We start from the raw sequence: 22,494 nt of genomic DNA, 5'->3' as shown, positions 1-22,494 counted from the left end.
AGATTATAACCTTGCAAGGGCGGTAATATCTTGTTTCCGGGCTGTCATAATTCGCCTGGCTGCGTTAAACCTGGACTATCTTTTCATAAATCTGTCATAAAAGTGACGCATAATGCCACGGTATTGATGGCAAACGATTTAATTATAAACAGGGCAAATCATGGCGAGACGTATTCTGGTCGTAGAAGATGAAGCTCCAATTCGTGAAATGGTCTGCTTCGTGCTCGAGCAAAACGGTTTTCAACCCGTAGAAGCCGAAGACTATGACAGTGCTGTGAACCAACTTAATGAACCCTGGCCGGATCTCGTCCTGCTTGACTGGATGCTTCCCGGCGGCTCGGGTCTACAGTTTATTAAACACCTCAAGCGGGAAGCGATGACGAGGGATATCCCCGTGATGATGCTGACGGCGCGCGGTGAAGAAGAAGACCGTGTACGGGGTCTGGAAACCGGCGCGGATGACTATATTACTAAGCCGTTCTCTCCGAAGGAGCTGGTGGCGCGTATTAAAGCCGTCTTACGACGTATTTCCCCCATGGCGGTGGAAGAGGTTATCGAGATGCAAGGGCTGAGTCTTGACCCTACCTCGCACCGTGTGATGACCGGTGAGGACCCGCTGGATATGGGACCTACCGAATTCAAATTGCTCCATTTCTTTATGACCCATCCTGAGCGTGTCTACAGCCGCGAGCAATTACTCAATCATGTGTGGGGAACCAACGTATATGTCGAGGACCGGACGGTCGATGTGCATATTCGCCGGTTGCGTAAAGCGCTGGAGCATAGCGGACACGATCGTATGGTGCAGACGGTTCGCGGGACGGGATATCGCTTTTCGACCCGCTTCTGAGTGCAGGTAATAAGAGCCTGAGGGATTAGGCTGTAAATGGAGTAAGACGTTTGCTTGAACGATTGTCATGGAAAAGGCTGGTACTGGAGCTGATCCTTTGCTGCATACCGGCGTTTATCCTTAGCGCTTTTTTTGGTTATCTACCCTGGTTTTTACTGGCGTCGGTAACGGGCCTGCTTATTTGGCATTTCTGGAATTTATTGCGTTTGTCCTGGTGGCTGTGGGTCGACAGGAGTATGACGCCTCCACCGGGTCGTGGCAGTTGGGAGCCACTGCTCTACGGCCTGCATCAAATGCAGTTGCGTAACAAAAAGCGCCGTCGCGAATTGGGCAACCTCATTAAACGCTTTCGCAGCGGTGCCGAATCTCTGCCCGACGCAGTGGTACTGACCACTGAAGAAGGCGGGATTTTCTGGTGTAACGGACTGGCACAGCAGGTTTTAGGGTTACGCTGGCCGGATGATAGCGGGCAAAACATTCTTAACCTGCTGCGCTATCCGGAATTTACGCTGTATCTGAAAACACGCGACTTTAGTCGGCCAATTAATCTGGTACTCAACACCGGACGGCATCTGGAAATTCGTGTAATGCCCTACACCGATAAGCAATTGCTGATGGTGGCGCGTGATGTTACGCAGATGCACCAGTTGGAAGGTTCCCGACGTAACTTTTTCGCCAACGCCAGCCATGAGCTGCGCACGCCGCTGACGGTGTTGCAAGGTTATCTGGAGATGATGCAGGAGCACCCGCTGGAAGGGACGACGCGAGAAAAAGCGCTGCATACCATGCGTGAGCAAACCTACCGTATGGAAGGGCTGGTGAAGCAGTTGCTGACACTGTCGAAAATTGAAGCCGCACCGGCGATGATGCTCAATGAAAAGGTGGATGTGCCGATGATGCTGCGCGTGGTTGAACACGAAGCACAGACGCTGAGCCAGCATAAACACACGTTTACTTTTGACGTTGATAGCCAACTGAATGTGCGGGGCAACGAAGAACAACTGCGTAGCGCAATCTCAAACCTCGTGTATAACGCAGTGAATCACACGCCTGCGGGAACGCATATTACCGTACGCTGGCAGCATGTGGCGTCGGGAGCGGAGTTTAGCGTGGAAGATAACGGTCCGGGGATTGCTGCTGAGCATATTCCACGTCTGACTGAGCGTTTTTATCGTGTAGATAAAGCACGATCCCGACAAACGGGGGGGAGCGGATTAGGACTGGCGATTGTGAAGCATGCCCTGCATCATCACGACAGCCGTTTGAATATCGACAGCACCCCAGGCAAAGGGACACGATTTAGTTTTGTGCTCGCGGAACGTTTAATTGCCAAAAATAACGGTTGAAACGTATTCGTAAGCTTATCTTTCCAAAAGCCAGCGCAAGCTGGCTTTTTTTGTGGTAGTCAATAAATAGATCCTGAATTTTACGACGTTTGATTGTTTTTTGTTCGCATGATTACCCATGTCTTTTTCCCGGGAATGGTGTTTTGTGCTAGCTCAATTTTTCATATCGCTATATTGTTCTGGTTTTTAGATCCCACCTTGCTTTAAAACGTTATAAGCGTTTAAATTGCGCATCAAATGCTGTCATACCGACTGCATTTACGCGGTAAATCGAAAAACTATTCTTCGCCGCGCCAGGCAGGGAGAATTTCCCGCTGGAATTGCTTAAAAATGCCGCTGTATCATCCCGCAGGGAAAGGCAGAAAATTAAACGTTTTCAACACCACATCCACAGGCAGTAAGACTTTATGACCCATCAGTTAAAATCGCGCGATATTATCGCTCTGGGATTTATGACATTTGCACTGTTCGTTGGTGCAGGTAACATTATTTTCCCCCCAATGGTTGGTTTGCAGGCAGGCGAACACGTCTGGACCGCAGCCTTTGGCTTCCTGATTACCGCCGTAGGCCTTCCGGTACTTACCGTGGTCGCACTGGCGAAAGTGGGCGGGGGCGTGGACAGCCTGAGCACGCCTATCGGTAAAGTTGCCGGTCTGCTGCTGGCTACCGTCTGCTATCTGGCCGTGGGGCCGTTATTCGCCACGCCGCGTACCGCAACGGTTTCGTTCGAAGTTGGGATTGCGCCGCTGACCGGTGATTCCGCGCTGCCGCTGTTCATCTACAGCGTGGTGTACTTCGCGATTGTGATTCTGGTGTCACTGTATCCCGGCAAACTGCTGGATACCGTGGGCAACTTCCTTGCTCCGTTGAAAATTCTGGCACTGGTTGTGCTTTCCGTGGCGGCGATTGTCTGGCCAGCGGGCCCTATCAGCAATGCGATGGAAGCCTATCAAAACGCAGCTTTCTCGAATGGTTTTGTGAACGGCTATCTGACGATGGATACGCTGGGTGCGATGGTATTTGGTATTGTTATTGTGAACGCAGCTCGTTCGCGTGGCGTTACCGAAGCGCGTCTGTTGACCCGTTACACCGTCTGGGCGGGTCTGATGGCGGGCGTGGGTTTAACGCTGCTGTACCTCGCGTTGTTCCGCCTGGGTTCAGACAGTGCGACGCTGGTCGATCAATCTGCTAACGGCGCGGCAATTCTGCATGCGTATGTTCAGCACACCTTCGGTGGTGCAGGCAGTTTCCTGCTGGCGGCGTTGATTTTCATCGCTTGTCTGGTCACTGCGGTTGGCCTGACCTGTGCGTGCGCTGAGTTCTTCGCACAGTATGTTCCACTGTCTTATCGTACGCTGGTGTTTATCCTTGGCGGCTTCTCGATGGTGGTCTCTAACCTGGGCCTGAGCCATCTGATTCAGATCTCTATTCCGGTGCTGACGGCTATCTATCCGCCATGTATCGCACTGGTTGTATTAAGCTTTACCCGCTCATGGTGGCATAATTCTTCCCGCGTCATTGCACCTGCGATGTTTATCAGCCTGATTTTTGGTATCCTTGATGGCATTAAAGCTTCTGCAATTGGCGATGTCTTACCAGCCTGGACCCAGCGTTTACCGCTGGCAGAACAAGGGCTGGCGTGGTTGATGCCAACAGTCGTGATGGTGGTCCTGGCCGTTATCTGGGATCGCGCAGCGGGTCGACAAGTGACCTCCAGCGCACACTAATATCACTGACAATAAGTTTTAACCACGGGGCTATTAATATGGCCCCGTGGTTTTTTTATTGTGTTAACAGGTTAGGAATCGATGGAAAGTAATAACAAGCTAAAGCGTGGGCTGAGCACCCGGCACATTCGCTTTATGGCATTAGGTTCAGCAATTGGTACCGGGCTGTTCTACGGTTCAGCCGATGCCATCAAAATGGCGGGGCCGAGCGTGTTGTTGGCCTATATTATCGGTGGCGTCGCGGCGTACATTATTATGCGTGCGCTGGGCGAAATGTCAGTCCATAACCCCGCAGCCAGCTCTTTCTCGCGCTATGCGCAGGAAAACCTTGGACCGTTGGCTGGTTACATTACCGGCTGGACCTACTGTTTTGAAATCCTGATTGTCGCCATTGCCGATGTGACAGCCTTCGGTATTTATATGGGCGTCTGGTTCCCGGCCGTACCGCACTGGATTTGGGTACTCAGCGTCGTGCTGATTATCTGCGCTATCAACCTGATGAGCGTGAAGGTGTTTGGTGAGCTGGAATTCTGGTTCTCGTTCTTCAAAGTCGCCACCATCATCATCATGATTGTTGCTGGTTTCGGCATTATCATTTGGGGGATTGGCAACGGTGGGCAACCGACCGGCATCCATAACCTGTGGAGCAACGGCGGGTTCTTCAGCAACGGCTGGCTCGGGATGGTGATGTCGCTGCAAATGGTGATGTTCGCCTACGGCGGGATTGAGATTATTGGTATTACCGCGGGTGAAGCAAAAGACCCGGAAAAATCTATTCCGCGCGCCATCAATTCTGTCCCCATGCGCATTCTGGTGTTTTATGTGGGGACGCTGTTCGTCATTATGTCTATCTACCCGTGGAACCAGGTCGGCACAGACGGCAGCCCGTTCGTTATGACATTCCAGCACATGGGCATTACCTTTGCGGCGGGCATTCTCAACTTTGTGGTTCTGACTGCGTCGCTGTCAGCCATTAACTCTGATGTATTCGGTGTAGGCCGTATGCTGCACGGCATGGCGGAGCAGGGCAGTGCCCCGAAAATGTTCGCCAAAACCTCGCGCCGCGGCGTGCCGTGGGTCACGGTGATGGTGATGACCATCGCGCTGCTGTTTGCGGTGTATCTTAACTACATCATGCCGGAAAACGTCTTCCTGGTGATCGCCTCTTTGGCAACGTTCGCCACGGTTTGGGTGTGGATCATGATCCTGCTGTCGCAGATTGCTTTCCGTCGTCGACTGCCGCCGGAAGAAGTCAACGCGCTGAAGTTTAAAGTACCGGGTGGGGTAACGACGACCGTTGTTGGCCTGATTTTCCTGGTCTTTATCATTGCGCTTATCGGCTATCATCCGGATACCCGTATTTCGCTGTACGTCGGTTTTGCGTGGATTCTCCTGCTGCTGGCAGGTTGGGTATTCAAACGCCGCCGTGAGCGTCAACTGGCAGAAGTACAGTAATTTGTTTGCCGGGTAAGACAGTGTCGACGCCCGGCAACATCTCCTCCCCCGAACTCCTCCCCTAATAAACGTTAAGATGATGAGTGATCCTGCACTTCGCTATGGCAAGGTGTCGTCATTATCATCAAAGGGGATACGTGATGTTGAACGCCTGGCACCTTCCGGTTGCCCCATTTGTGAAGCAAAACAAAGATCAACTGACGATTACGTTATGGCTGGCAGGGGAAAATCCTCCTCAGCGGGTGACGTTACGCGCAGAAAACGATAACGAAGAGATTTCGCTAGCTATGCACAAGCAGCGTAGTCAACCGCACCCAGGTGTCACCGTGTGGCGCGCGGCGATCGATCTTACCCGCGGGCAGCCCCGTCGACGCTATAGCTTTAAATTACTGTGGCTCGATCGCCAGTTGTGGTTCACCCCGCAGGGATTCAACCGCTTTCCGCCTGCGCGTCTGGAGCAGTTTGCCGTCGATGTGCCGGATAATGGTCCACAATGGGTGGCCGATCAGGTTTTTTATCAGATTTTCCCGGATCGCTTTGCCCGCAGCCTGTCGCGCGATGCAGGCCAGGATAATGTGTATTACCATCACGCCGCCGGACAGGATATTGTGCGACGTGACTGGGATGAACCGCTCACTGCTCAGGCCGGTGGTTCGACGTTTTATGGCGGAGATTTGGACGGTATCAGCGAGAAACTACCGTATCTGAAGGCGTTAGGAGTCACGGCGCTGTACCTGAATCCGGTATTTACTGCACCAAGTGTACATAAATACGATACTGAAGATTATCGCCATGTTGATCCGCAGTTTGGCGGCGATCGGGCGTTGCTGCGCTTGCGGCAGAATACGCAACAGCAGGGGATGCGCCTGATTCTGGACGGTGTTTTTAACCATAGCGGCGACTCACATGCCTGGTTTGACCGGCATAATCGCGGGACGGATGGAGCGTGTCATCATCCGGATTCCCCCTGGCGCGACTGGTACCATTTCTCTGATGATGGGGTTGCGCTGGACTGGTTGGGGTACTCAAGCCTACCCAAACTGGACTTTTCCTCTGAAAGCCTGGTGAATGAAATTTATCGTGGCGAAGACAGTATTGTTCGCCACTGGCTAAAAGCACCGTGGAGTATGGACGGTTGGCGACTGGATGTCGTGCATATGCTGGGCGAGGCGGGTGGCGCACGTAACAACTTGCAGCATGTCGCCGGAATTACGCTGGCGGCGAAGGAAACCCGGCCAGAAGCGTATGTGGTGGGTGAGCATTTCGGCGATGCCCGTCAGTGGCTACAGGCTGATGCTGAAGATGCTGCTATGAACTATCGCGGCTTTACCTTTCCTGTCTGGGGCTTTCTTGCGAATACTGATATCTCTTACGATCCGCAGTCGATTGACGCCCAGACCTGTATGGCGTGGATGGATAACTACCGCGCGGGCCTGTCGCACCAGCAGCAGCTGCGGATGTTCAATCAGCTCGACAGCCACGATACCGCCCGTTTTAAATCCTTGCTTGGCAAAGACGTGGCGCGTTTACCGCTGGCGGTGGTGTGGTTGTTTACCTGGCTAGGCGTGCCTTGTATTTACTACGGTGATGAAGTGGGGCTGGACGGGAATAACGATCCGTTTTGCCGCAAGACGTTCCCGTGGCAGCCTGAACATCAGGACGCTAACCTGCTGGCGTTGTATCAGCGACTGGCAAAATTACGCCACCAGAGCCAGGCGTTACGCCATGGCGGTTGTCAGGTGATTTATGCCGAGGACAACGTGGTGGTGTTTGTGCGGGTACTGAACCGCCAGCGCGTGTTGGTGGCGATCAATCGCGGTCACGCTTGTGAAGTCGTGCTGCCAGCCTCACCGTTGCTCTATGTCGGTCAATGGCAACACAAAGAGGGCAAAGGCCAACTCGTCGATGATATCCTGACGCTGCCCGCAATATCGGCTTCAGTCTGGATGAGTCATTGATACAAGCGCGCGATTTCCTCACTGGCCAGCAGCGTTTCTCGCCACCAGCGCTGCGCCAGTCCTTCGCTACTATTGCGCCATGCCATATAGGCGACGTCTTTTTGACGAAATGAGATAACCGTTTTTTCTACCAGTTCACCGCTGGCAATCCATGGGCTGGCAATGTGGCGGGGGAGAAATCCGCAACCCATTCCCGCCCGCAACAGCATCACCTTGCTGTGGAAATCATCGACGCGAATCTGCGCCTGTTCATCCATCAGGTTGGTCTGTAACGGATGGCAAAAGCGAGCGCTGTCGCTGATAACAATCGCCCGGTGCAGGCACAATTGCTCGTTCGTCAGGTCATCAGGCACGCTCGCCAGCGGGTGTCCTGGGGCGACGACAAAGACATTGTCCAGCGTGCCGAGCATTTTGTAGGACCAGGCGGCGGATGTGGGCGGTTCATTAATTGCGCCGAGGATAATATCCGCTCCGTTATGGGTCAGTTCTTCCCATGAACCCGCCAGCGTATGGTGGGTGAAGTTGAGACGAGTTTGTTTATTAAGTGCATGAAATTCATCAATAATGGGTAGTAATGTGGCAAAGGGGAAGGAGTCATCGAGCGCGATTGCCAGCTCCTTTTCCCAGCCGGAACTTAGCTGTATTGCTTGCTTTTCGAGATCTTTTGCCGCACTCAGCAGCAGACGCCCCTTTTCCAGCATCATCCGTCCGGTGTCGGTGAATTTTGCCCGGTGTCCGGAACGGTCAAGCAACTCGATGTTCAGATCGCTTTCCAGCTTCTGAATCATATAGCTGAGTGCTGCAGGTGTTTTAAATAGCGATTCGGCCGCTGCGGCAAAAGAACCGTGTTTGTCGAGAGCATCGAGGATCAGCAGAACATCCAGATTGAGGCGCATAAGCAGAAAATATCCTGATAATTAAACCCCTCTGTTGTACCGAACGACGAAAAACAATGCCAGTGAATAAATTAGATGAGTCATGTGTATTTTTTTGATGATGACCGGGATATATCGCAACGTGAAATAATTAATTTCACGGGATGGTAAGTTTTCTTTAATAACTCGTTAGAAATTTCCCGCTATACTCAACAAGCTTTCTGATTCAGGATCCTGCTGCTGACGGCAGATACAGACCGTTGCCTTTTAACTTATTGATTAAGAAGGTATGATATGTCTATTCGGGAACTGATTGACCCTCAAAACTCCACGCTGATTTTTATTGACCATCAACCGCAAATGTCATTTGGTGTGGCGAATATTGATCGCCAGACATTGAAGAATAATACCGTTGCATTAGCTAAAACCGGGAAAATATTCAATGTTCCAGTAATTTATACTTCAGTGGAAACGAAAAGTTTTAGCGGATATATCTGGCCGGAATTGTTAGCCGTTCATCCTGATGTGAAACCGATTGAACGTACGTCTATGAACTCCTGGGAAGATGCAGCCTTTGTTAAGGCGGTAGCAGCGACCGGGCGTAAAAAACTGATTATTTCCGCGTTGTGGACCGAAGTCTGCCTGACTTTCCCGGCGTTAATGGCGCTGGAAGCGGGCTATGAAGTGTATGTCGTGACTGATACCTCCGGTGGTACGTCTGTGGATGCTCATGAACGTTCGATTGATCGCATGGTGCAGGCAGGGGCCGTTCCGGTCACCTGGCAGCAAGTGTTGTTGGAGTATCAGCGTGACTGGTCACGTAAAGAAACCTACGACGCCGTCATGGATTTGGTGCGTGAACACAGCGGTGCTTACGGTATGGGTGTGGATTACGCATATACCATGGTGCATGGCGCGCCGGAACGTAAAGCCTGAATACACGCCATTTTTCATGTTGCCTCTTTGTTGGCTTAGCTTACGTACCCTGGTCACTGACTTATGTAAGTGGCCAGGGCTACACAATCTTGCCACCTCGATGTTTCACGAATGATTGTGTATTGCTTTCATGGCTTAAGCAGGTCAATTTCCCTTTAGCAAGGAACCTTTCATGGCGCAGAACAAACATGTGACGTTGGTAATTACTCACACCCTGCGGCCTGACCAGGCGCAGCGTTATGAGCAGTGGCTGGGGAAAATCATGCCGCTGGCCGCCGAGTTTCCCGGGCATCTTGGGGCGAATGTTATTCGTCCCACAGATGGACAAAACCTGTGGAACATCATTATCCGTTTCGACACCCTTGAGCATCTGTATAACTGGACTCAATCTGATACACGCCGGGAGCTGGTCGAGGAAATTGCGCCGCTGCTGGCCGAAGGCGATAAAGCAGAAGTGCGCACCGAAGCGGCCTTCTGGTTTACTCCGCCAGCCCCCCATGTACGCCAGCCCAAACGCTGGAAGCAGTTTTTGATAACGCTGCTGGTGATTTTCCCCAGTACCAATCTGGTGCCGTGGCTGACCGGTATTCTGCTGCCTTCAATGAAAGGCTCGTTACTCCTGCATCTGATTAATGATGCCTGTGTTGTTGCGCTGGTGGTCTGGTTGTGGATGCCCATCGTAACCCGTCTGTTTGCCGGATGGCTGAAAAAAGCCTGACCGGTTTCTCAGGAGATTGTTATGTCTCAAACTGCCACACTGATTCTGACTCACGGAAAAATTCATACTCTCGAAAAGCAAAGCCCGCAGGTAGAGGCGGTGGCGATCGCCAACGGGAAGATCCTCGCGACGGGTAGTCACGATCGGGTTATGAGCTTTGCAACCGATGGTACGCAGATTGTCGATCTGCAGGGACACACTGTGATCCCGGGTTTAAATGATTCACACCTGCACCTCATTCGCGGTGGGTTGAACTACAACCTGGAACTACGCTGGGAAGGGGTCCCATCGCTTGCAGATGCGCTGCGCATGCTCAAAGAGCAAGCCGATCGGACGCCGTCTCCGCAATGGGTGCGGGTGGTTGGCGGCTGGAGCGAGTTTCAGTTTGCCGAACGCCGTATGCCGACGTTGGAAGAACTGAACGATGCTGCACCGGATACACCGGTATTTGTTTTGCACCTCTACGACCGGGCGTTGTTGAATCGCGCGGCGCTGAAAGCCGTTGGCTATACCAAAGCCACACCGGACCCGGCGGGGGGAGAGATTGTGCGTGACGGCAATGGTAATCCAACCGGAATGTTGATAGCCAAACCGAATGCCATGATCCTCTATTCGACGCTGGCGAAAGGGCCAAAACTGCCGTTGGAGATGCAGGTTAACTCGACCCGCCAGTTTATGCGTGAGCTGAACCGACTGGGGCTGACCAGCGCCATCGATGCCGGCGGCGGCTTCCAGAACTACCCGGAAGATTACGAGATCATCGAGCAACTACACGCTAACCAGCAGATGACAGTGCGTATTGCCTACAACCTGTTTACCCAGCGTCCGAAGCAGGAAGTGGAAGATTTTGAGCGCTGGACGGATATGCTCAAGCCCGGGCAGGGAACCGACTTCTATCGTGCTAACGGGGCAGGGGAAATGTTGGTCTTCTCGGCGGCTGACTTCGAAGATTTTCTGCAGCCACGTCCGGATTTACCGGAAGGGATGGAAGAGGAACTGGAGCGCGTGGTGCGCCACCTGGTGGAACATCGTTGGCCGTTCCGCCTGCATGCGACCTATGATGAGTCCATCAGCCGTATGCTCGACGTGTTTGAGAAGGTGAACCGTGACATCCCGTTCAATGGCCTGCACTGGTTCTTCGATCACGCCGAAACGATTACTGAACGCAACATCGAGCGGGTAAAAGCGCTGGGCGGTGGCATTGCCGTTCAGCACCGTATGGCGTTCCAGGGCGAGTATTTTATCGATCGCTATGGCAAGGAGGCGGTGAAACATACGCCGCCGGTGGCGAAAATGCTGGCGGCTGATGTGCCGGTTGGCCTGGGTACCGATGCTACGCGCGTGGCAAGTTACAACCCGTGGACAGCGTTGTACTGGCTGGTATCAGGTCGCACCGTTGGCGGTATGGCAATGTACGATGATAACAACCGCCTGGCGAGAGATGTTGCCCTGGAACTGTGGACAGCAGGCAGCGCCTGGTTCTCCAGCGAGCAGGGGAAGAAAGGGCGTATTGAAAAGGATCAACTGGCAGATCTGGTGGTGCTGTCAAAAGACTATTTCAGCGTGCCGGAAGAAGAGATCAAAGGCATTGAGTCAGTGATGACCATTGTCGATGGCAAAGTAGTTTATGCAGCCGGACATTTCTCCCCGCTGGCCCCCCCAGCGATTCCGGTTGTCCCTGACTGGTCGCCCGTTGTGAAAGTACCGGGACATTATCGCTCAGCACCGCCAGCTGCCGTGAAGGTTGGGGCGATGGTGCAGATGCATCAGTGCTGCGGAAGCTGTGGTGTACATGGCCATCAGCATGATATTGCGCGTAAATCAGGGATACCGGTATCAGATGACCGGGCCTTCTGGGGTGCACTCGGCTGCTCCTGCTTCGCGTTTTAACGGACGGGTCAGTGCCAATAAAAAAGGCCGCTTTTGCGGCCTTTTTTCGATTCGTGCCAATTACAGGCTGGAAACGTTTTCGGTCAGGTATTTTGCTACGCCGTCCGGAGACGCGTTCATACCTTCTTTACCTTTTTCCCACTGCGCCGGGCAAACGTCACCGTGCTCTTCGTGGAACTGCAGCGCGTCAACCATGCGCAGCATTTCGTCAATGTTACGGCCCAGCGGCAGGTCGTTAACAACCTGATGGCGAACAACGCCGTTAGCGTCGATCAGGAAAGAACCACGCAGAGCAACGCCCGCTTCCGGGTGCTCGATGCCGTAGGCTTTCTGGATTTCGCGTTTGATGTCAGCAACCATTGCGTATTTCACTGCACCGATGCCGCCTTTGTCGACAGGGGTGTTACGCCATGCGTTGTGGACAAATTCAGAGTCAAAAGAAACGCCAACCACTTCAACGCCACGTTTCTGGAATTCTTCGTAACGCTTGTCGAATGCGATCAGTTCAGACGGGCAAACGAAGGTGAAGTCCATTGGCCAGAAGAACAGAACGGTGGTTTTACCGTTGGTATGCTGTTTGAAGTTGAAGTTTTCAACAATCTCACCGCTACCCAGTACCGCAGCTGCTGTGAAATCCGGAGCCTGACGAGTTACCAGTACCATATAAATTCTCCTGCAAAGTTAAGGGGTTTTTGGAACGCAACGCGGGCCAGTATAGAGAGTGTTTGGCAATAAGACAAAGAGGCGCTGGCAATCAATGAGACAGGTTTTGACTATCAATGTTCGCCAGATAGTGGTCTCGCCTTATCCGGCCCTACAACGCATGCTGCAATCAAAGCGTTTTACGGCGTGCCTGTTCCATCATCTGCGGGTAAAACTGCCAGAAGCGCTCTTCTAAGGCATTGTAATGGGTGTCCAGGTCGTACCATGAATCACGCAGAGCATCGAGACGTGGACGGCGACTGGCCATCCCGTTGAGTACGTTCTGGATAAAATCCATGTCGCGATAGCGCTCAAGCCATTTCTCTGACCACATATAATTGTTCAGATTAATAAAGCGCGGCGGTGATTCTGGCAGAATAGTGGCAACCTGAGTGTGCGCGTAGCGAACAAAATCCGTCAGCGGGAAATCGGGAGAGATTTCTGACCAGTGCCGAGACAGGAAGTGATCCCACATGACGTCCAGCGTAATCGGTGCGACGCGACGCGTTTCGCTACGAAACCACTCTCTGGCTTCACGCACCTGCGGCAGGTTATCGGTCATTACGTCGATTCGGCGGTGCATGAAAATGCCTTCCACCACGTCAGGCGAGTAGAGCGCTTCCGGATTACCCCGGACAAAATCGGCCAGCAGATTGCCGGAAAGCGAGCTGTCGGCAAGGTGAGCGAGATGCAAATGTGCAAGAAAATTCATAGTTAAACGTTTATCCAGAGGGGTAAAGGTTGCAGGGAGAACGCCCCGGCACTAGACTACCCGCCTCTTATTTTAGTCTGAGTCAGTGTCATGCGCGTTACCGATTTCACCTTTGAATTACCCGAATCCCTGATTGCCCACTATCCGCAAGCTGAGCGCAGCAGTTGCCGCTTGCTGTCACTGGATGGGCCGACGGGCGCGCTGACGCACGGTACTTTCACCGATTTGCTCGATAAGCTCAACCCTGGAGATCTGCTGGTCTTTAACAACACCCGCGTGATCCCGGCTCGTCTGTTTGGTCGTAAAGCCAGTGGCGGCAAGATTGAAGTGCTGGTCGAGCGAATGCTGGATGACAAACGTATTCTGGCGCATATTCGCGCCTCGAAAGCGCCGAAGCCGGGCGCTGAACTGTTGCTGGGTGACGACGAAAGTATTAATGCGACGATGGTCGCCCGCCATGACGCGCTGTTTGAAGTTGAGTTTAACGACGAGCGCAACGTGCTGGATATCCTCAACGCCATCGGCCATATGCCGCTGCCGCCGTATATCGATCGCCCGGATGAAGATGCTGACCGCGAACTGTACCAGACCGTGTATAGCGAAAAACCGGGCGCGGTCGCCGCGCCGACCGCGGGTCTGCACTTTGACGATCCGTTGCTGGCCAAACTGCGCGATAAAGGCATTGAGATGGCGTTCGTTACGCTACACGTGGGGGCAGGGACATTCCAGCCGGTGCGTGTAGACACTATCGAAGATCACATCATGCACTCGGAATACGCGGAAGTACCGCAGGATGTGGTTGATGCTGTGCTGGCGGCAAAAGCGCGCGGTAACCGCGTTATTGCCGTGGGCACTACCTCCGTGCGTTCACTGGAAAGCGCAGCGCAGGCAGCCAAAAACGATCTTATTGAACCGTTCTTCGGCGATACGCAGATCTTCATCTATCCAGGTTATCAATACAAAGTGATAGACGCGTTGGTAACCAACTTCCATCTGCCGGAATCGACGCTGATCATGCTGGTTTCTGCCTTTGCTGGCTACAAAAACACCATGCACGCCTATCATGAAGCGGTAAAAGCGGAATATCGCTTTTTTAGTTACGGTGATGCCATGTTTATCACGTACAATCCGCAGGCTATTTCTGAGCGACCGTGAGAAGGCTATCTCACTTGCCATTTTGATGGCGGGCAGTGCTCGCCATCCTCACGTACTGCGTGTACGCTCCGGTGGCTGCGCGCTGGTCGCCCCCAAACTGGCTGCGCCGATTGCGCCTTCGCCAGTGGGTTAAAATATTTTTACTCCGTGGAGTGAATCCATGGGGAAAGTTTAATCATCAGACTGTCTCTCTGATGCAGGAGAAAAAATGAAATTTGAACTGGACACCACAGATGGTCGCGCTCGCCGCGGCCGCCTGGTTTTTGATCGTGGCGTAGTGGAAACGCCTGCCTTTATGCCGGTCGGTACTTACGGCACTGTTAAGGGTATGACGCCGGAAGAAGTTGAAGCGACGGGCGCACAAATTATTCTCGGCAACACCTTCCACCTGTGGCTGCGCCCGGGTCAGGAAATTATGAAACTGCACGGCGATCTGCACGATTTCATGCAGTGGAAAGGGCCGATCCTCACCGACTCCGGCGGCTTCCAGGTGTTCAGCCTGGGCGATATCCGTAAGATAACCGAACAGGGCGTGCATTTCCGTAACCCGATCAACGGCGATCCGATTTTCCTCGATCCCGAGAAGTCGATGGAGATTCAATACGATCTCGGTTCCGATATCGTGATGATTTTCGATGAATGTACACCGTATCCGGCTGACTGGGACTATGCTAAACGCTCAATGGAGATGTCTTTGCGTTGGGCGAAGCGCAGCCGTGACCGTTTTGATGGCCTTGGCAACAAAAATGCGCTTTTTGGCATCATTCAGGGCAGTGTTTACGAAGATTTACGTGATATCTCTGTCAAAGGTCTGGTAGATATTGGCTTTGATGGCTACGCTGTCGGCGGTTTGGCTGTCGGTGAGCCGAAAGCAGATATGCACCGCATTCTGGAACATGTTTGCCCGCAAATTCCGGCAGATAAACCTCGCTATCTGATGGGCGTTGGCAAACCAGAAGATCTGGTTGAAGGCGTACGTCGTGGTATCGATATGTTTGACTGCGTGATGCCAACGCGAAATGCCCGTAATGGTCATTTGTTTGTGACTGACGGCGTGGTAAAAATTCGTAATGCGAAACATAAAAGCGACACCAGTCCGCTCGATGCCGAGTGTGATTGCTACACCTGTCGCAATTATTCGCGTGCTTACTTGCATCATCTTGATCGTTGCAACGAAATATTGGGCGCGCGACTCAATACGATTCATAACCTTCGTTACTACCAGCGTTTGATGGCGGGTTTACGCAAGGCTATTGAAGAGGGTAAATTAGAGAGCTTCGTGACCGATTTTTACCAACGTCAGGGTCGACCTGTTCCACCTTTGAACGTTGATTAATTTTAATAATGAGGGAATTTGAATGAGCTTTTTTATTTCTGATGCGGTAGCGGCAACAGGTGCTCCGGCGCAGGGCAGCCCGATGTCTCTGATTCTGATGCTGGTGGTGTTTGGTCTGATTTTCTACTTCATGATCCTGCGCCCACAGCAAAAGCGTACCAAAGAACATAAAAACCTGATGAACTCCATTGCCAAGGGTGATGAAGTGCTGACTAACGGTGGCCTGGTAGGTCGCGTGACCAAAGTAGCAGAAACTGGCTACATCGCTATCGCGCTGAACGACACCACTGAAGTGGTTATCAAACGTGATTTCGTAGCTGCCGTTCTGCCGAAAGGCACGATGAAGGCGCTGTAATTTATTGTTTTCCCAAAGGGAACTGCCGTGTTAAACCGTTATCCTTTGTGGAAGTACATTATGCTGGTCGTCGTTATTATCGTCGGCCTGCTTTACGCACTTCCCAACCTGTATGGTGAGGATCCGGCTGTTCAAATCACTGGCGTGCGCGGTGCCGCCGCCAGTGAGCAAACGCTGATCCAGGTCCAGAAAACGTTACAAGAAGATAAAATCACACCTAAGTCTGTGGCTCTGGAAGAGGGCGCTATTCTTGCGCGCTTTGACTCCACCGATACCCAACTGCGCGCACGTGAAGTGTTGATGGGCGTGCTGGGTGATCAATACGTCGTGGCGCTTAACCTTGCTCCGGCAACACCCCGTTGGCTGGCAGCCATTCACGCAGAACCGATGAAACTCGGTCTTGATCTGCGTGGTGGCGTTCACTTCCTGATGGAAGTGGATATGGACACCGCACTGGGTAAATTGCAGGAACAAAATATCGATAGCCTGCGCAGCGATCTGCGAGAAAAAGGCATTCCTTATACTACTGTTCGTAAAGAAGATAACTACGGTCTGAGCATCACCTTCCGTGATGGAAATGCCCGTGATGAAGCTATCTCTTACCTGAGCAAGCGTCACCAGGATCTGGTGATTTCCAGCCAGGGCAGCAATGCGCTGCGTGCGGTGATGACCGATGCGCGCCTGAGTGAAGCGCGTGAATATGCGGTCCAGCAGAACATCAACATCCTGCGTAACCGTGTTAACCAGTTGGGTGTTGCTGAACCTGTTGTTCAGCGTCAGGGTGCTGACCGTATCGTCGTCGAACTGCCTGGTATCCAGGATACTGCGCGTGCGAAAGAAATTTTGGGCGCAACCGCGACGCTGGAATTCCGTCTGGTAAATACCAACGTTGACCAGTCTGCTGCGGCATCCGGACGTGTTCCGGGTGATTCGGAAGTGAAACAATCCCGTGAAGGTCAGCCAGTAGTGCTGTACAAGCGCGTGATCCTGACCGGTGACCATATCACCGATTCCACTTCCAGCCAGGATGAATACAATCAGCCGCAGGTTAACATCTCGCTGGATAGCGCAGGTGGTAACATCATGTCTAACTTCACCAAGGACAACATCGGTAAGCCGATGGCGACCCTGTTCGTGGAGTACAAAGACAGCGGTAAGAAAGATGCCAACGGTCGTGCCGTTCTGGTGAAACAGGAAGAGGTGATTAACATTGCCAACATCCAGTCTCGCCTGGGCAACAGCTTCCGTATTACCGGTATCAACAACCCGAACGAAGCGCGTCAGCTTTCCCTGCTGTTACGTGCTGGTGCATTGATTGCGCCGATTCAGATTGTTGAAGAAAGGACAATCGGCCCAACCCTGGGTATGCAGAACATTAAACAGGGTCTGGAAGCGTGTCTGGCTGGTCTGGTGGTTTCAATTCTGTTCATGATCTTCTTCTATAAGAAGTTCGGTCTGATTGCGACAAGCGCGCTGATTGCCAACCTGGTATTGATTGTCGGCATTATGTCACTGTTGCCGGGGGCGACGTTGAGTATGCCGGGTATTGCGGGGATCGTCTTAACCCTTGCCGTCGCGGTCGATGCTAACGTACTGATCAACGAACGTATCAAAGAAGAGTTGAGCAACGGACGTTCGGTGCAGCAAGCAATCAATGAAGGTTATGCGGGTGCATTTAGCTCCATCTTCGATGCGAACATTACGACGTTGATCAAGGTCATCATCCTGTACGCAGTCGGCACCGGGGCAATTAAAGGGTTCGCGATTACTACTGGTATTGGTGTGGCGACGTCGATGTTTACCGCGATTGTCGGTACACGTGCCATCGTAAACCTGTTGTATGGCGGCAAGCGCGTCAAAAAGCTGTCAATCTGAGGAGTGCGATGTGGCACAGGAATATACTGTTGAACAATTGAACCACGGCCGTAAAGTCTGGGACTTTATGCGCTGGGACTACTGGGCTTTCGGCATTTCTGGTTTCCTGCTGATTGCGGCCATCATTGTGATGGGCGTACGCGGGTTTAACTGGGGTCTCGATTTCACCGGTGGTACGGTGATTGAAATTACGCTGGAAAAACCAGCGGATATGGACGTGATGCGCGATGCGCTGGAGAAAGCGGGCTTTGTGGATCCGCTGCTGCAGAACTTCGGCAGCAGCCACGACATTATGGTGCGTATGCCGCCAACTGAAGGGGCAAACGGCGGCCAGGTGTTGGGCAGCAAAGTGTTGAGTGTGATTAACGAATCCACCAACCAAAACGCGGCGGTGAAGCGAATTGAATTCGTTGGGCCGAGCGTGGGGGCCGATCTTGCTCAAACCGGTGCTATGGCGCTGATGGCGGCGCTGATCTCCATCCTGGTCTATGTTGGTTTCCGCTTCGAGTGGCGACTGGCGGCAGGTGTGGTTATCGCATTGGCGCACGACGTTATCATTACGCTCGGGATCCTGTCGTTGTTCCATATCGAGATTGACCTGACTATCGTGGCATCACTGATGTCGGTAATCGGTTACTCGTTGAACGACAGTATCGTGGTATCTGACCGTATTCGTGAAAACTTCCGCAAGATTCGTCGCGGTACGCCTTACGAAATCTTTAACGTGTCATTGACCCAGACGCTGCACCGTACGTTGATTACATCCGGTACCACGTTGATGGTTATCCTGATGCTGTTCCTGTTCGGTGGCCCGGTACTGGAAGGCTTCTCGCTGACCATGCTTATCGGTGTGTCCATCGGTACAGCATCGTCTATCTATGTGGCTTCGGCTCTGGCGTTGAAGCTGGGTATGAAGCGCGAGCACATGCTGCAGCAGAAGGTCGAGAAAGAAGGGGCGGATCAACCGTCAATTCTGCCTTAACCAACGCAGGCAAAAGAACTGAAATCCCGATCGTAAGGTCGGGATTTTTTTTGCCTGCGATTTAGCAGCAGACCATGATCTTTTTCTGTCGTCACATTACTGACAGTATGCTGTCAATAGCCCTGTCTTATAGTCCTTCTGAGACTACTCACACAGGCAGGAGGATGTATGAAAAACGTTATTAACTGGTTTGAAATCCCCGTGGTACAAATGGATCGCGCCATCGCTTTTTATGAGCCAGTGATGCAGATTTCTTTGCGCCGGGAGAACATGGACTGCGCTGAGCTGGCCGTATTCCCGTATCAGGAGCCTGCTCCTGGTGGAGCGCTGGCTAAATTTGACGGTATTACGCCTTCAGCGCAGGGCGCTATTATTTATCTGCATACGGATGATTTAGTGGCAACGCTTGAACGCGTCGCTACCGCGGGCGGCCAGTGCGTGTTTGGCCCGATCGAACTGGGGCAGGATATTGGCACGATTGCGCTATTTACTGACAGCGAAGGCAATCGTGTTGGTTTACATCAACCCGCGTAATATTTTCAGGACAGAGGACTAAAATGACCCGACGCGCCGACCGCTTGTTTCAGATTGTACAAATCCTGCGTGGCAGGCGAGTGACAACGGCGGCGCTGCTGGCAGAGCGTCTTGAGGTTTCTGAACGGACGATTTATCGCGATATCCGCGATCTCTCTTTATCCGGCGTGCCCATTGAGGGTGAAGTGGGCAGTGGCTATCGCTTAATGGCCGGGTTTGATCTGCCGCCGTTGATGTTAACGCATCACGAATCAGAAGCGTTGATGGTAGCGATTCGGCTGTTGAAAACATGGGGCGGGGATTCACTCTCACAGGCGCTGGAATCCGCGCAGGAAAAAGTGCTGGCGATATTGCCGCCAGAGAGTCGGCGCAGGGCCGAACAAACGCGGATTTTCGCACCAGATTTTGGTAATCAGCCGCATTCACGTAGTGCGTTCGATCTTATTCATCGCGCGGTTTCGGCGCAGCAGATTCTGGCGCTGCATTATCGCGATGAGTCCGGGAATCTCTCCTGGCGAGACGTTCAGCCGTTGGGGTTATTTTTCGGGGGCGAGCACTGGCTGCTGGTTGCATGGTGTGAGAATCGTGACGATTATCGCTGTTTTCGCGTTGATCGTTGTCTGAAGATCACGCCACTCGACAGGCATTTTCGCGAATCGGCGGATCGTTCGCTAAGTGACTTTTTACGTAAGGTACGCTGTGAAGATCAGCCATAAAAAAGCCAGCGGTTAAGCTGGCTTGTCTTTGATAAATTTACTGGATTAGAAGTTGTAACCTACAACCAGGTAACCACCCCAACCGGTAGAACGAACGTTTTCATTCATCCAGTTCAGATCCGCGTTATCGTTCCACTGACCACCGTTGTGCCAGTAACGGGCAACGACAGAATAATGCCAGTGGTCATAGTTTAGCGCCAGAATGTGGCTGGAGGCGATAGAGTTGTTAGTACGCTGTTTAATGCCATTCTCAGCGTAGGCGCTCTTATCACCCAGATCGGAACCCCAGTCAAAGTTGGTAAAACCGATGTAGCTCAGGTTACCGCCCCACAGTTCGGTAATCGGTACAAAGTACTTCACTTTGAAACGGTAGCCGTCCCAATCATTTTCGTTCTCAGCACCGTAGTTCTGCCACTGGTACTTAGCGTACACGTTCATGGACAGGCTCATCGGCAAGCCGGTGTCGATGTCGGTACCCAGACCCATGTACCAGGTACTCTGGCGGCCATCTTTGTTACGACCCATGTCGTAGATGTAGTTGTTCGCGAAATACCACTCTTTGAACGGACCGAAGCTCAGGTCGGTACCGGTCAGTTTGTCGATGGAGAAACGGGGTTCGATTTCCATGAACAGCGGAGAGCCGTGGTTCCAGATACCTTTCGCATCGGTGTTACCACCGAAGAATACCGGTGCATCCATGTAACCATAGAAGTCGAACCAATCTTTCTTGGCAAACGCTTCGTATTCCAGGTAGGTATCGTTACGGAGCTGCGGTCCGAAGCGAGTGTGGTAGCTACCCACAACGTTAACGCTCTGATGCCACCAGTCGGAAAGATATTGCGGTTTGTCATTTTCTGCCGCGTTTGCAACAGTAAATGACGAGGAGAGCGCCAGTACTGCACCGGCTGCAAGTAATGTTTTTTTCATATGTATGCCACTGTTTGAAATCCCTTTCGGGAGTGAAAAAGACGCAAATTGCGTTTCTAAATATTTCGTATTTCTTCGGAGCCTATTATAAAAATCATTGTTCACAAAAATATGTCTTGTTTCACAGTTCTATCATTTACGTAATCGATTGCGTTCACGTTTGCGTACTTTAGGCGGCGAATTGTACTGGCTCCGATGAATGTTGCCAAGTTTTACTGGAAATATCGCTTATGTCATAGGAGTAACAAAATAGGGCGGGTTGGTGTTGCGGAACGCACAAAAACGTTCCGCAAAAAGTTTATTGACTAACAGGCTGGATGTCGTGGATGCGAACAAAACCTAACTGGTCAGGAGACAGTCCGTTTAGCTGCAACGGAATATCCACGTCGCTGGGGGCAAGGATACTTGCCGGGGCGTTTATCAACTGATTCTGTACATTCACTTCCTGGTAGTTGTCTGTGGTGCCCTGAATCTGTCCGTACTCTACAGTACCGCTAAAGGCAGGGAGCGGGGTATTCGATTCCCCCTGAATACGCAGTGTCAGGCGCGTTCCTGCCGCATTTGGCGCAATATTCACCAGCGACATACGCAACGTGCCGATCTGACTATCCAGCCGGGCAGGTGTTTTGGAACCGGGTAGCAGGTAAGCTCCACTGGTCGATTTGGCATTCAACATATTTTGTTGCGTAATTTTTACCGTTTCCTGATTGAGCTGTGTCATCTCTTTATTCAACGTGCTAACGCTTTGATGCATCTGGCGTACTTCGCTTTGTTGTGCACAGGCGCTGAGGCTAAAGAGGCTTCCCACCAGGAGAATTCTTAGGTAACGTCTTGTCATTGTGATTACTTCCTTCATTGTCGCGATAGCATAATGGTAGTGTGCGCAGAGCACGAAGGCATCGATCCTTTGTCTCAAAAGCGCTCCGCCTTTGTTGTCACGCCAGTTCAGGGTAAAATAGATTTCTGCGAACCACTAAGGTACAGGACGCCGTATGCATTGCCCATTCTGTTTCGCCGTAGACACTAAGGTAATTGACTCTCGTCTTGTGGGCGAGGGCTCTTCGGTACGCCGCCGCCGACAGTGTCTGGTCTGTAACGAACGTTTCACCACCTTTGAGGTGGCTGAACTTGTTATGCCGCGCGTTGTAAAAAGCAACGATGTGCGTGAACCCTTTAATGAAGAGAAGCTGCGTAGCGGCATGCTCAGAGCGCTTGAAAAACGTCCGGTCAGCGCTGATGACGTCGAAATGGCGTTAAACCATATAAAATCACAGCTGCGTGCGACAGGCGAGCGTGAAGTGCCGAGTAAGATGATTGGCAATCTGGTGATGGAGCAATTGAAAAAGCTCGATAAAGTCGCTTACATCCGCTTTGCCTCGGTTTACCGGAGCTTCGAAGATATCAAAGAATTTGGCGAAGAGATTGCTCGCCTACAGGACTAAGCC

The 22,494-nt window shown here is 52.2% G+C and carries 21 protein-coding genes; 16 read left to right on the top strand and 5 right to left on the bottom strand.

Features of this window, described 5'->3' with window-relative positions; all coding sequences use genetic code 11:
* Positions 1–160 precede the first annotated feature (160 nt).
* From phoB to malZ, 5 genes are all read left to right on the top strand, one after another.
* Entirely contained in the window at positions 161–850 is a 690-nt protein-coding gene (phoB, locus tag NNO02_RS00690; RefSeq protein WP_003021496.1) for a phosphate response regulator transcription factor PhoB, read from the top strand.
* A gap of 50 nt (positions 851–900) precedes the next feature.
* A complete protein-coding gene (gene phoR, locus NNO02_RS00685) occupies positions 901–2,196 on the top strand; it encodes a phosphate regulon sensor histidine kinase PhoR (protein WP_137384654.1) in 1,296 nt (431 codons plus the stop codon).
* Positions 2,197–2,603: 407 nt separating this feature from the next.
* The gene (gene brnQ, locus NNO02_RS00680; RefSeq protein ID WP_040232748.1) at positions 2,604–3,923 is read left to right on the top strand and encodes a branched-chain amino acid transporter carrier protein BrnQ; all 1,320 of its coding nucleotides are present in this window, start codon (positions 2,604–2,606) and stop codon (positions 3,921–3,923) included.
* 81 nt (positions 3,924–4,004) lie between these two features.
* Positions 4,005–5,378 (top strand): proline-specific permease ProY, encoded by a 1,374-nt coding sequence (gene proY, locus NNO02_RS00675; RefSeq protein ID WP_271454033.1) that lies wholly within the window; start codon positions 4,005–4,007, stop codon positions 5,376–5,378.
* Between the two features lie 140 nt (positions 5,379–5,518).
* Positions 5,519–7,336, top strand: a complete 1,818-nt coding sequence (gene malZ / locus NNO02_RS00670; RefSeq protein ID WP_271454032.1) for a maltodextrin glucosidase — start codon at positions 5,519–5,521, stop codon at positions 7,334–7,336.
* Here malZ and NNO02_RS00665 read toward each other — a convergent pair.
* Positions 7,330–8,232 carry a LysR family transcriptional regulator gene (locus NNO02_RS00665; protein ID WP_271441099.1) on the bottom strand — a complete coding sequence of 301 codons (903 nt, stop codon included), beginning with the start codon at positions 8,230–8,232 and terminating at the stop codon, positions 7,330–7,332. The genes malZ and NNO02_RS00665 overlap by 7 nt on opposite strands.
* Before the next feature lie 273 nt (positions 8,233–8,505).
* On the opposite strand from NNO02_RS00665, the gene NNO02_RS00660 reads away from it, so the two are divergent.
* The 3 genes from NNO02_RS00660 to NNO02_RS00650 all read left to right on the top strand — a co-directional run bounded on the left by NNO02_RS00660 (position 8,506) and on the right by NNO02_RS00650 (position 11,755).
* Positions 8,506–9,147: a hydrolase gene (locus NNO02_RS00660; protein WP_101700611.1), complete on the top strand. Its 642-nt coding sequence runs from the start codon at positions 8,506–8,508 to the stop codon at positions 9,145–9,147.
* 172 nt (positions 9,148–9,319) lie between these two features.
* A complete protein-coding gene (locus NNO02_RS00655) occupies positions 9,320–9,865 on the top strand; it encodes an antibiotic biosynthesis monooxygenase (protein ID WP_271454031.1) in 546 nt (181 codons plus the stop codon).
* Positions 9,866–9,886: 21 nt separating this feature from the next.
* The gene (locus tag NNO02_RS00650) at positions 9,887–11,755 is read left to right on the top strand and encodes an amidohydrolase (RefSeq protein WP_271454030.1); all 1,869 of its coding nucleotides are present in this window, start codon (positions 9,887–9,889) and stop codon (positions 11,753–11,755) included.
* A 60-nt stretch (positions 11,756–11,815) separates the two neighbouring features.
* Here NNO02_RS00650 and NNO02_RS00645 read toward each other — a convergent pair whose 3' ends face one another.
* Both NNO02_RS00645 and acpH read right to left on the bottom strand, forming a co-directional pair.
* Positions 11,816–12,418, bottom strand: a complete 603-nt coding sequence (locus NNO02_RS00645; RefSeq protein ID WP_003021524.1) for a peroxiredoxin — start codon at positions 12,416–12,418, stop codon at positions 11,816–11,818.
* Positions 12,419–12,587: 169 nt separating this feature from the next.
* Entirely contained in the window at positions 12,588–13,169 is a 582-nt protein-coding gene (gene acpH, locus NNO02_RS00640; RefSeq protein ID WP_271454029.1) for an ACP phosphodiesterase, read from the bottom strand.
* 90 nt (positions 13,170–13,259) lie between these two features.
* Here acpH and queA point away from each other — a divergent pair, with 90 nt between their 5' ends.
* The 7 genes from queA to NNO02_RS00605 all read left to right on the top strand — a co-directional run bounded on the left by queA (position 13,260) and on the right by NNO02_RS00605 (position 20,122).
* Entirely contained in the window at positions 13,260–14,324 is a 1,065-nt protein-coding gene (gene queA / locus NNO02_RS00635; RefSeq protein ID WP_271441096.1) for a tRNA preQ1(34) S-adenosylmethionine ribosyltransferase-isomerase QueA, read from the top strand.
* A gap of 208 nt (positions 14,325–14,532) precedes the next feature.
* Positions 14,533–15,660, top strand: coding sequence for a tRNA guanosine(34) transglycosylase Tgt (tgt, locus tag NNO02_RS00630; protein ID WP_045440480.1), 1,128 nt, complete (start codon positions 14,533–14,535; stop codon positions 15,658–15,660).
* 22 nt (positions 15,661–15,682) lie between these two features.
* Positions 15,683–16,015, top strand: coding sequence for a preprotein translocase subunit YajC (gene yajC / locus NNO02_RS00625; protein WP_002890398.1), 333 nt, complete (start codon positions 15,683–15,685; stop codon positions 16,013–16,015).
* Positions 16,016–16,042: 27 nt separating this feature from the next.
* Positions 16,043–17,890, top strand: a complete 1,848-nt coding sequence (gene secD / locus NNO02_RS00620; protein WP_137384646.1) for a protein translocase subunit SecD — start codon at positions 16,043–16,045, stop codon at positions 17,888–17,890.
* A gap of 10 nt (positions 17,891–17,900) precedes the next feature.
* The gene (gene secF / locus NNO02_RS00615; protein ID WP_137384645.1) at positions 17,901–18,872 is read left to right on the top strand and encodes a protein translocase subunit SecF; all 972 of its coding nucleotides are present in this window, start codon (positions 17,901–17,903) and stop codon (positions 18,870–18,872) included.
* A gap of 168 nt (positions 18,873–19,040) precedes the next feature.
* On the top strand, positions 19,041–19,406 hold the full coding sequence (locus tag NNO02_RS00610; RefSeq protein WP_271441094.1) for a VOC family protein: 366 nt from the start codon (positions 19,041–19,043) through the stop codon (positions 19,404–19,406).
* A 23-nt stretch (positions 19,407–19,429) separates the two neighbouring features.
* On the top strand, positions 19,430–20,122 hold the full coding sequence (locus NNO02_RS00605; protein WP_271441093.1) for a helix-turn-helix transcriptional regulator: 693 nt from the start codon (positions 19,430–19,432) through the stop codon (positions 20,120–20,122).
* 45 nt (positions 20,123–20,167) lie between these two features.
* Here NNO02_RS00605 and NNO02_RS00600 read toward each other — a convergent pair whose 3' ends face one another.
* Entirely contained in the window at positions 20,168–21,049 is an 882-nt protein-coding gene (locus NNO02_RS00600; RefSeq protein ID WP_271454028.1) for a nucleoside-specific channel-forming protein Tsx, read from the bottom strand.
* A 298-nt stretch (positions 21,050–21,347) separates the two neighbouring features.
* Entirely contained in the window at positions 21,348–21,887 is a 540-nt protein-coding gene (locus NNO02_RS00595; protein ID WP_137384643.1) for a DUF3251 domain-containing protein, read from the bottom strand.
* Positions 21,888–22,041: 154 nt separating this feature from the next.
* Between NNO02_RS00595 and nrdR the strand changes: the two genes are divergently transcribed.
* Positions 22,042–22,491, top strand: a complete 450-nt coding sequence (gene nrdR / locus NNO02_RS00590) for a transcriptional regulator NrdR (RefSeq protein ID WP_003021571.1) — start codon at positions 22,042–22,044, stop codon at positions 22,489–22,491.
* The last annotated feature ends 3 nt before the right edge of the window (positions 22,492–22,494 follow it).

The organism is Citrobacter sp. Awk 2, from assembly GCF_028069815.1.
GTDB lineage: Bacteria > Pseudomonadota > Gammaproteobacteria > Enterobacterales > Enterobacteriaceae > Citrobacter.
Note: the sequence above shows the minus strand (reverse complement) of the source record. Positions and strands in the feature narration are given on the sequence as shown.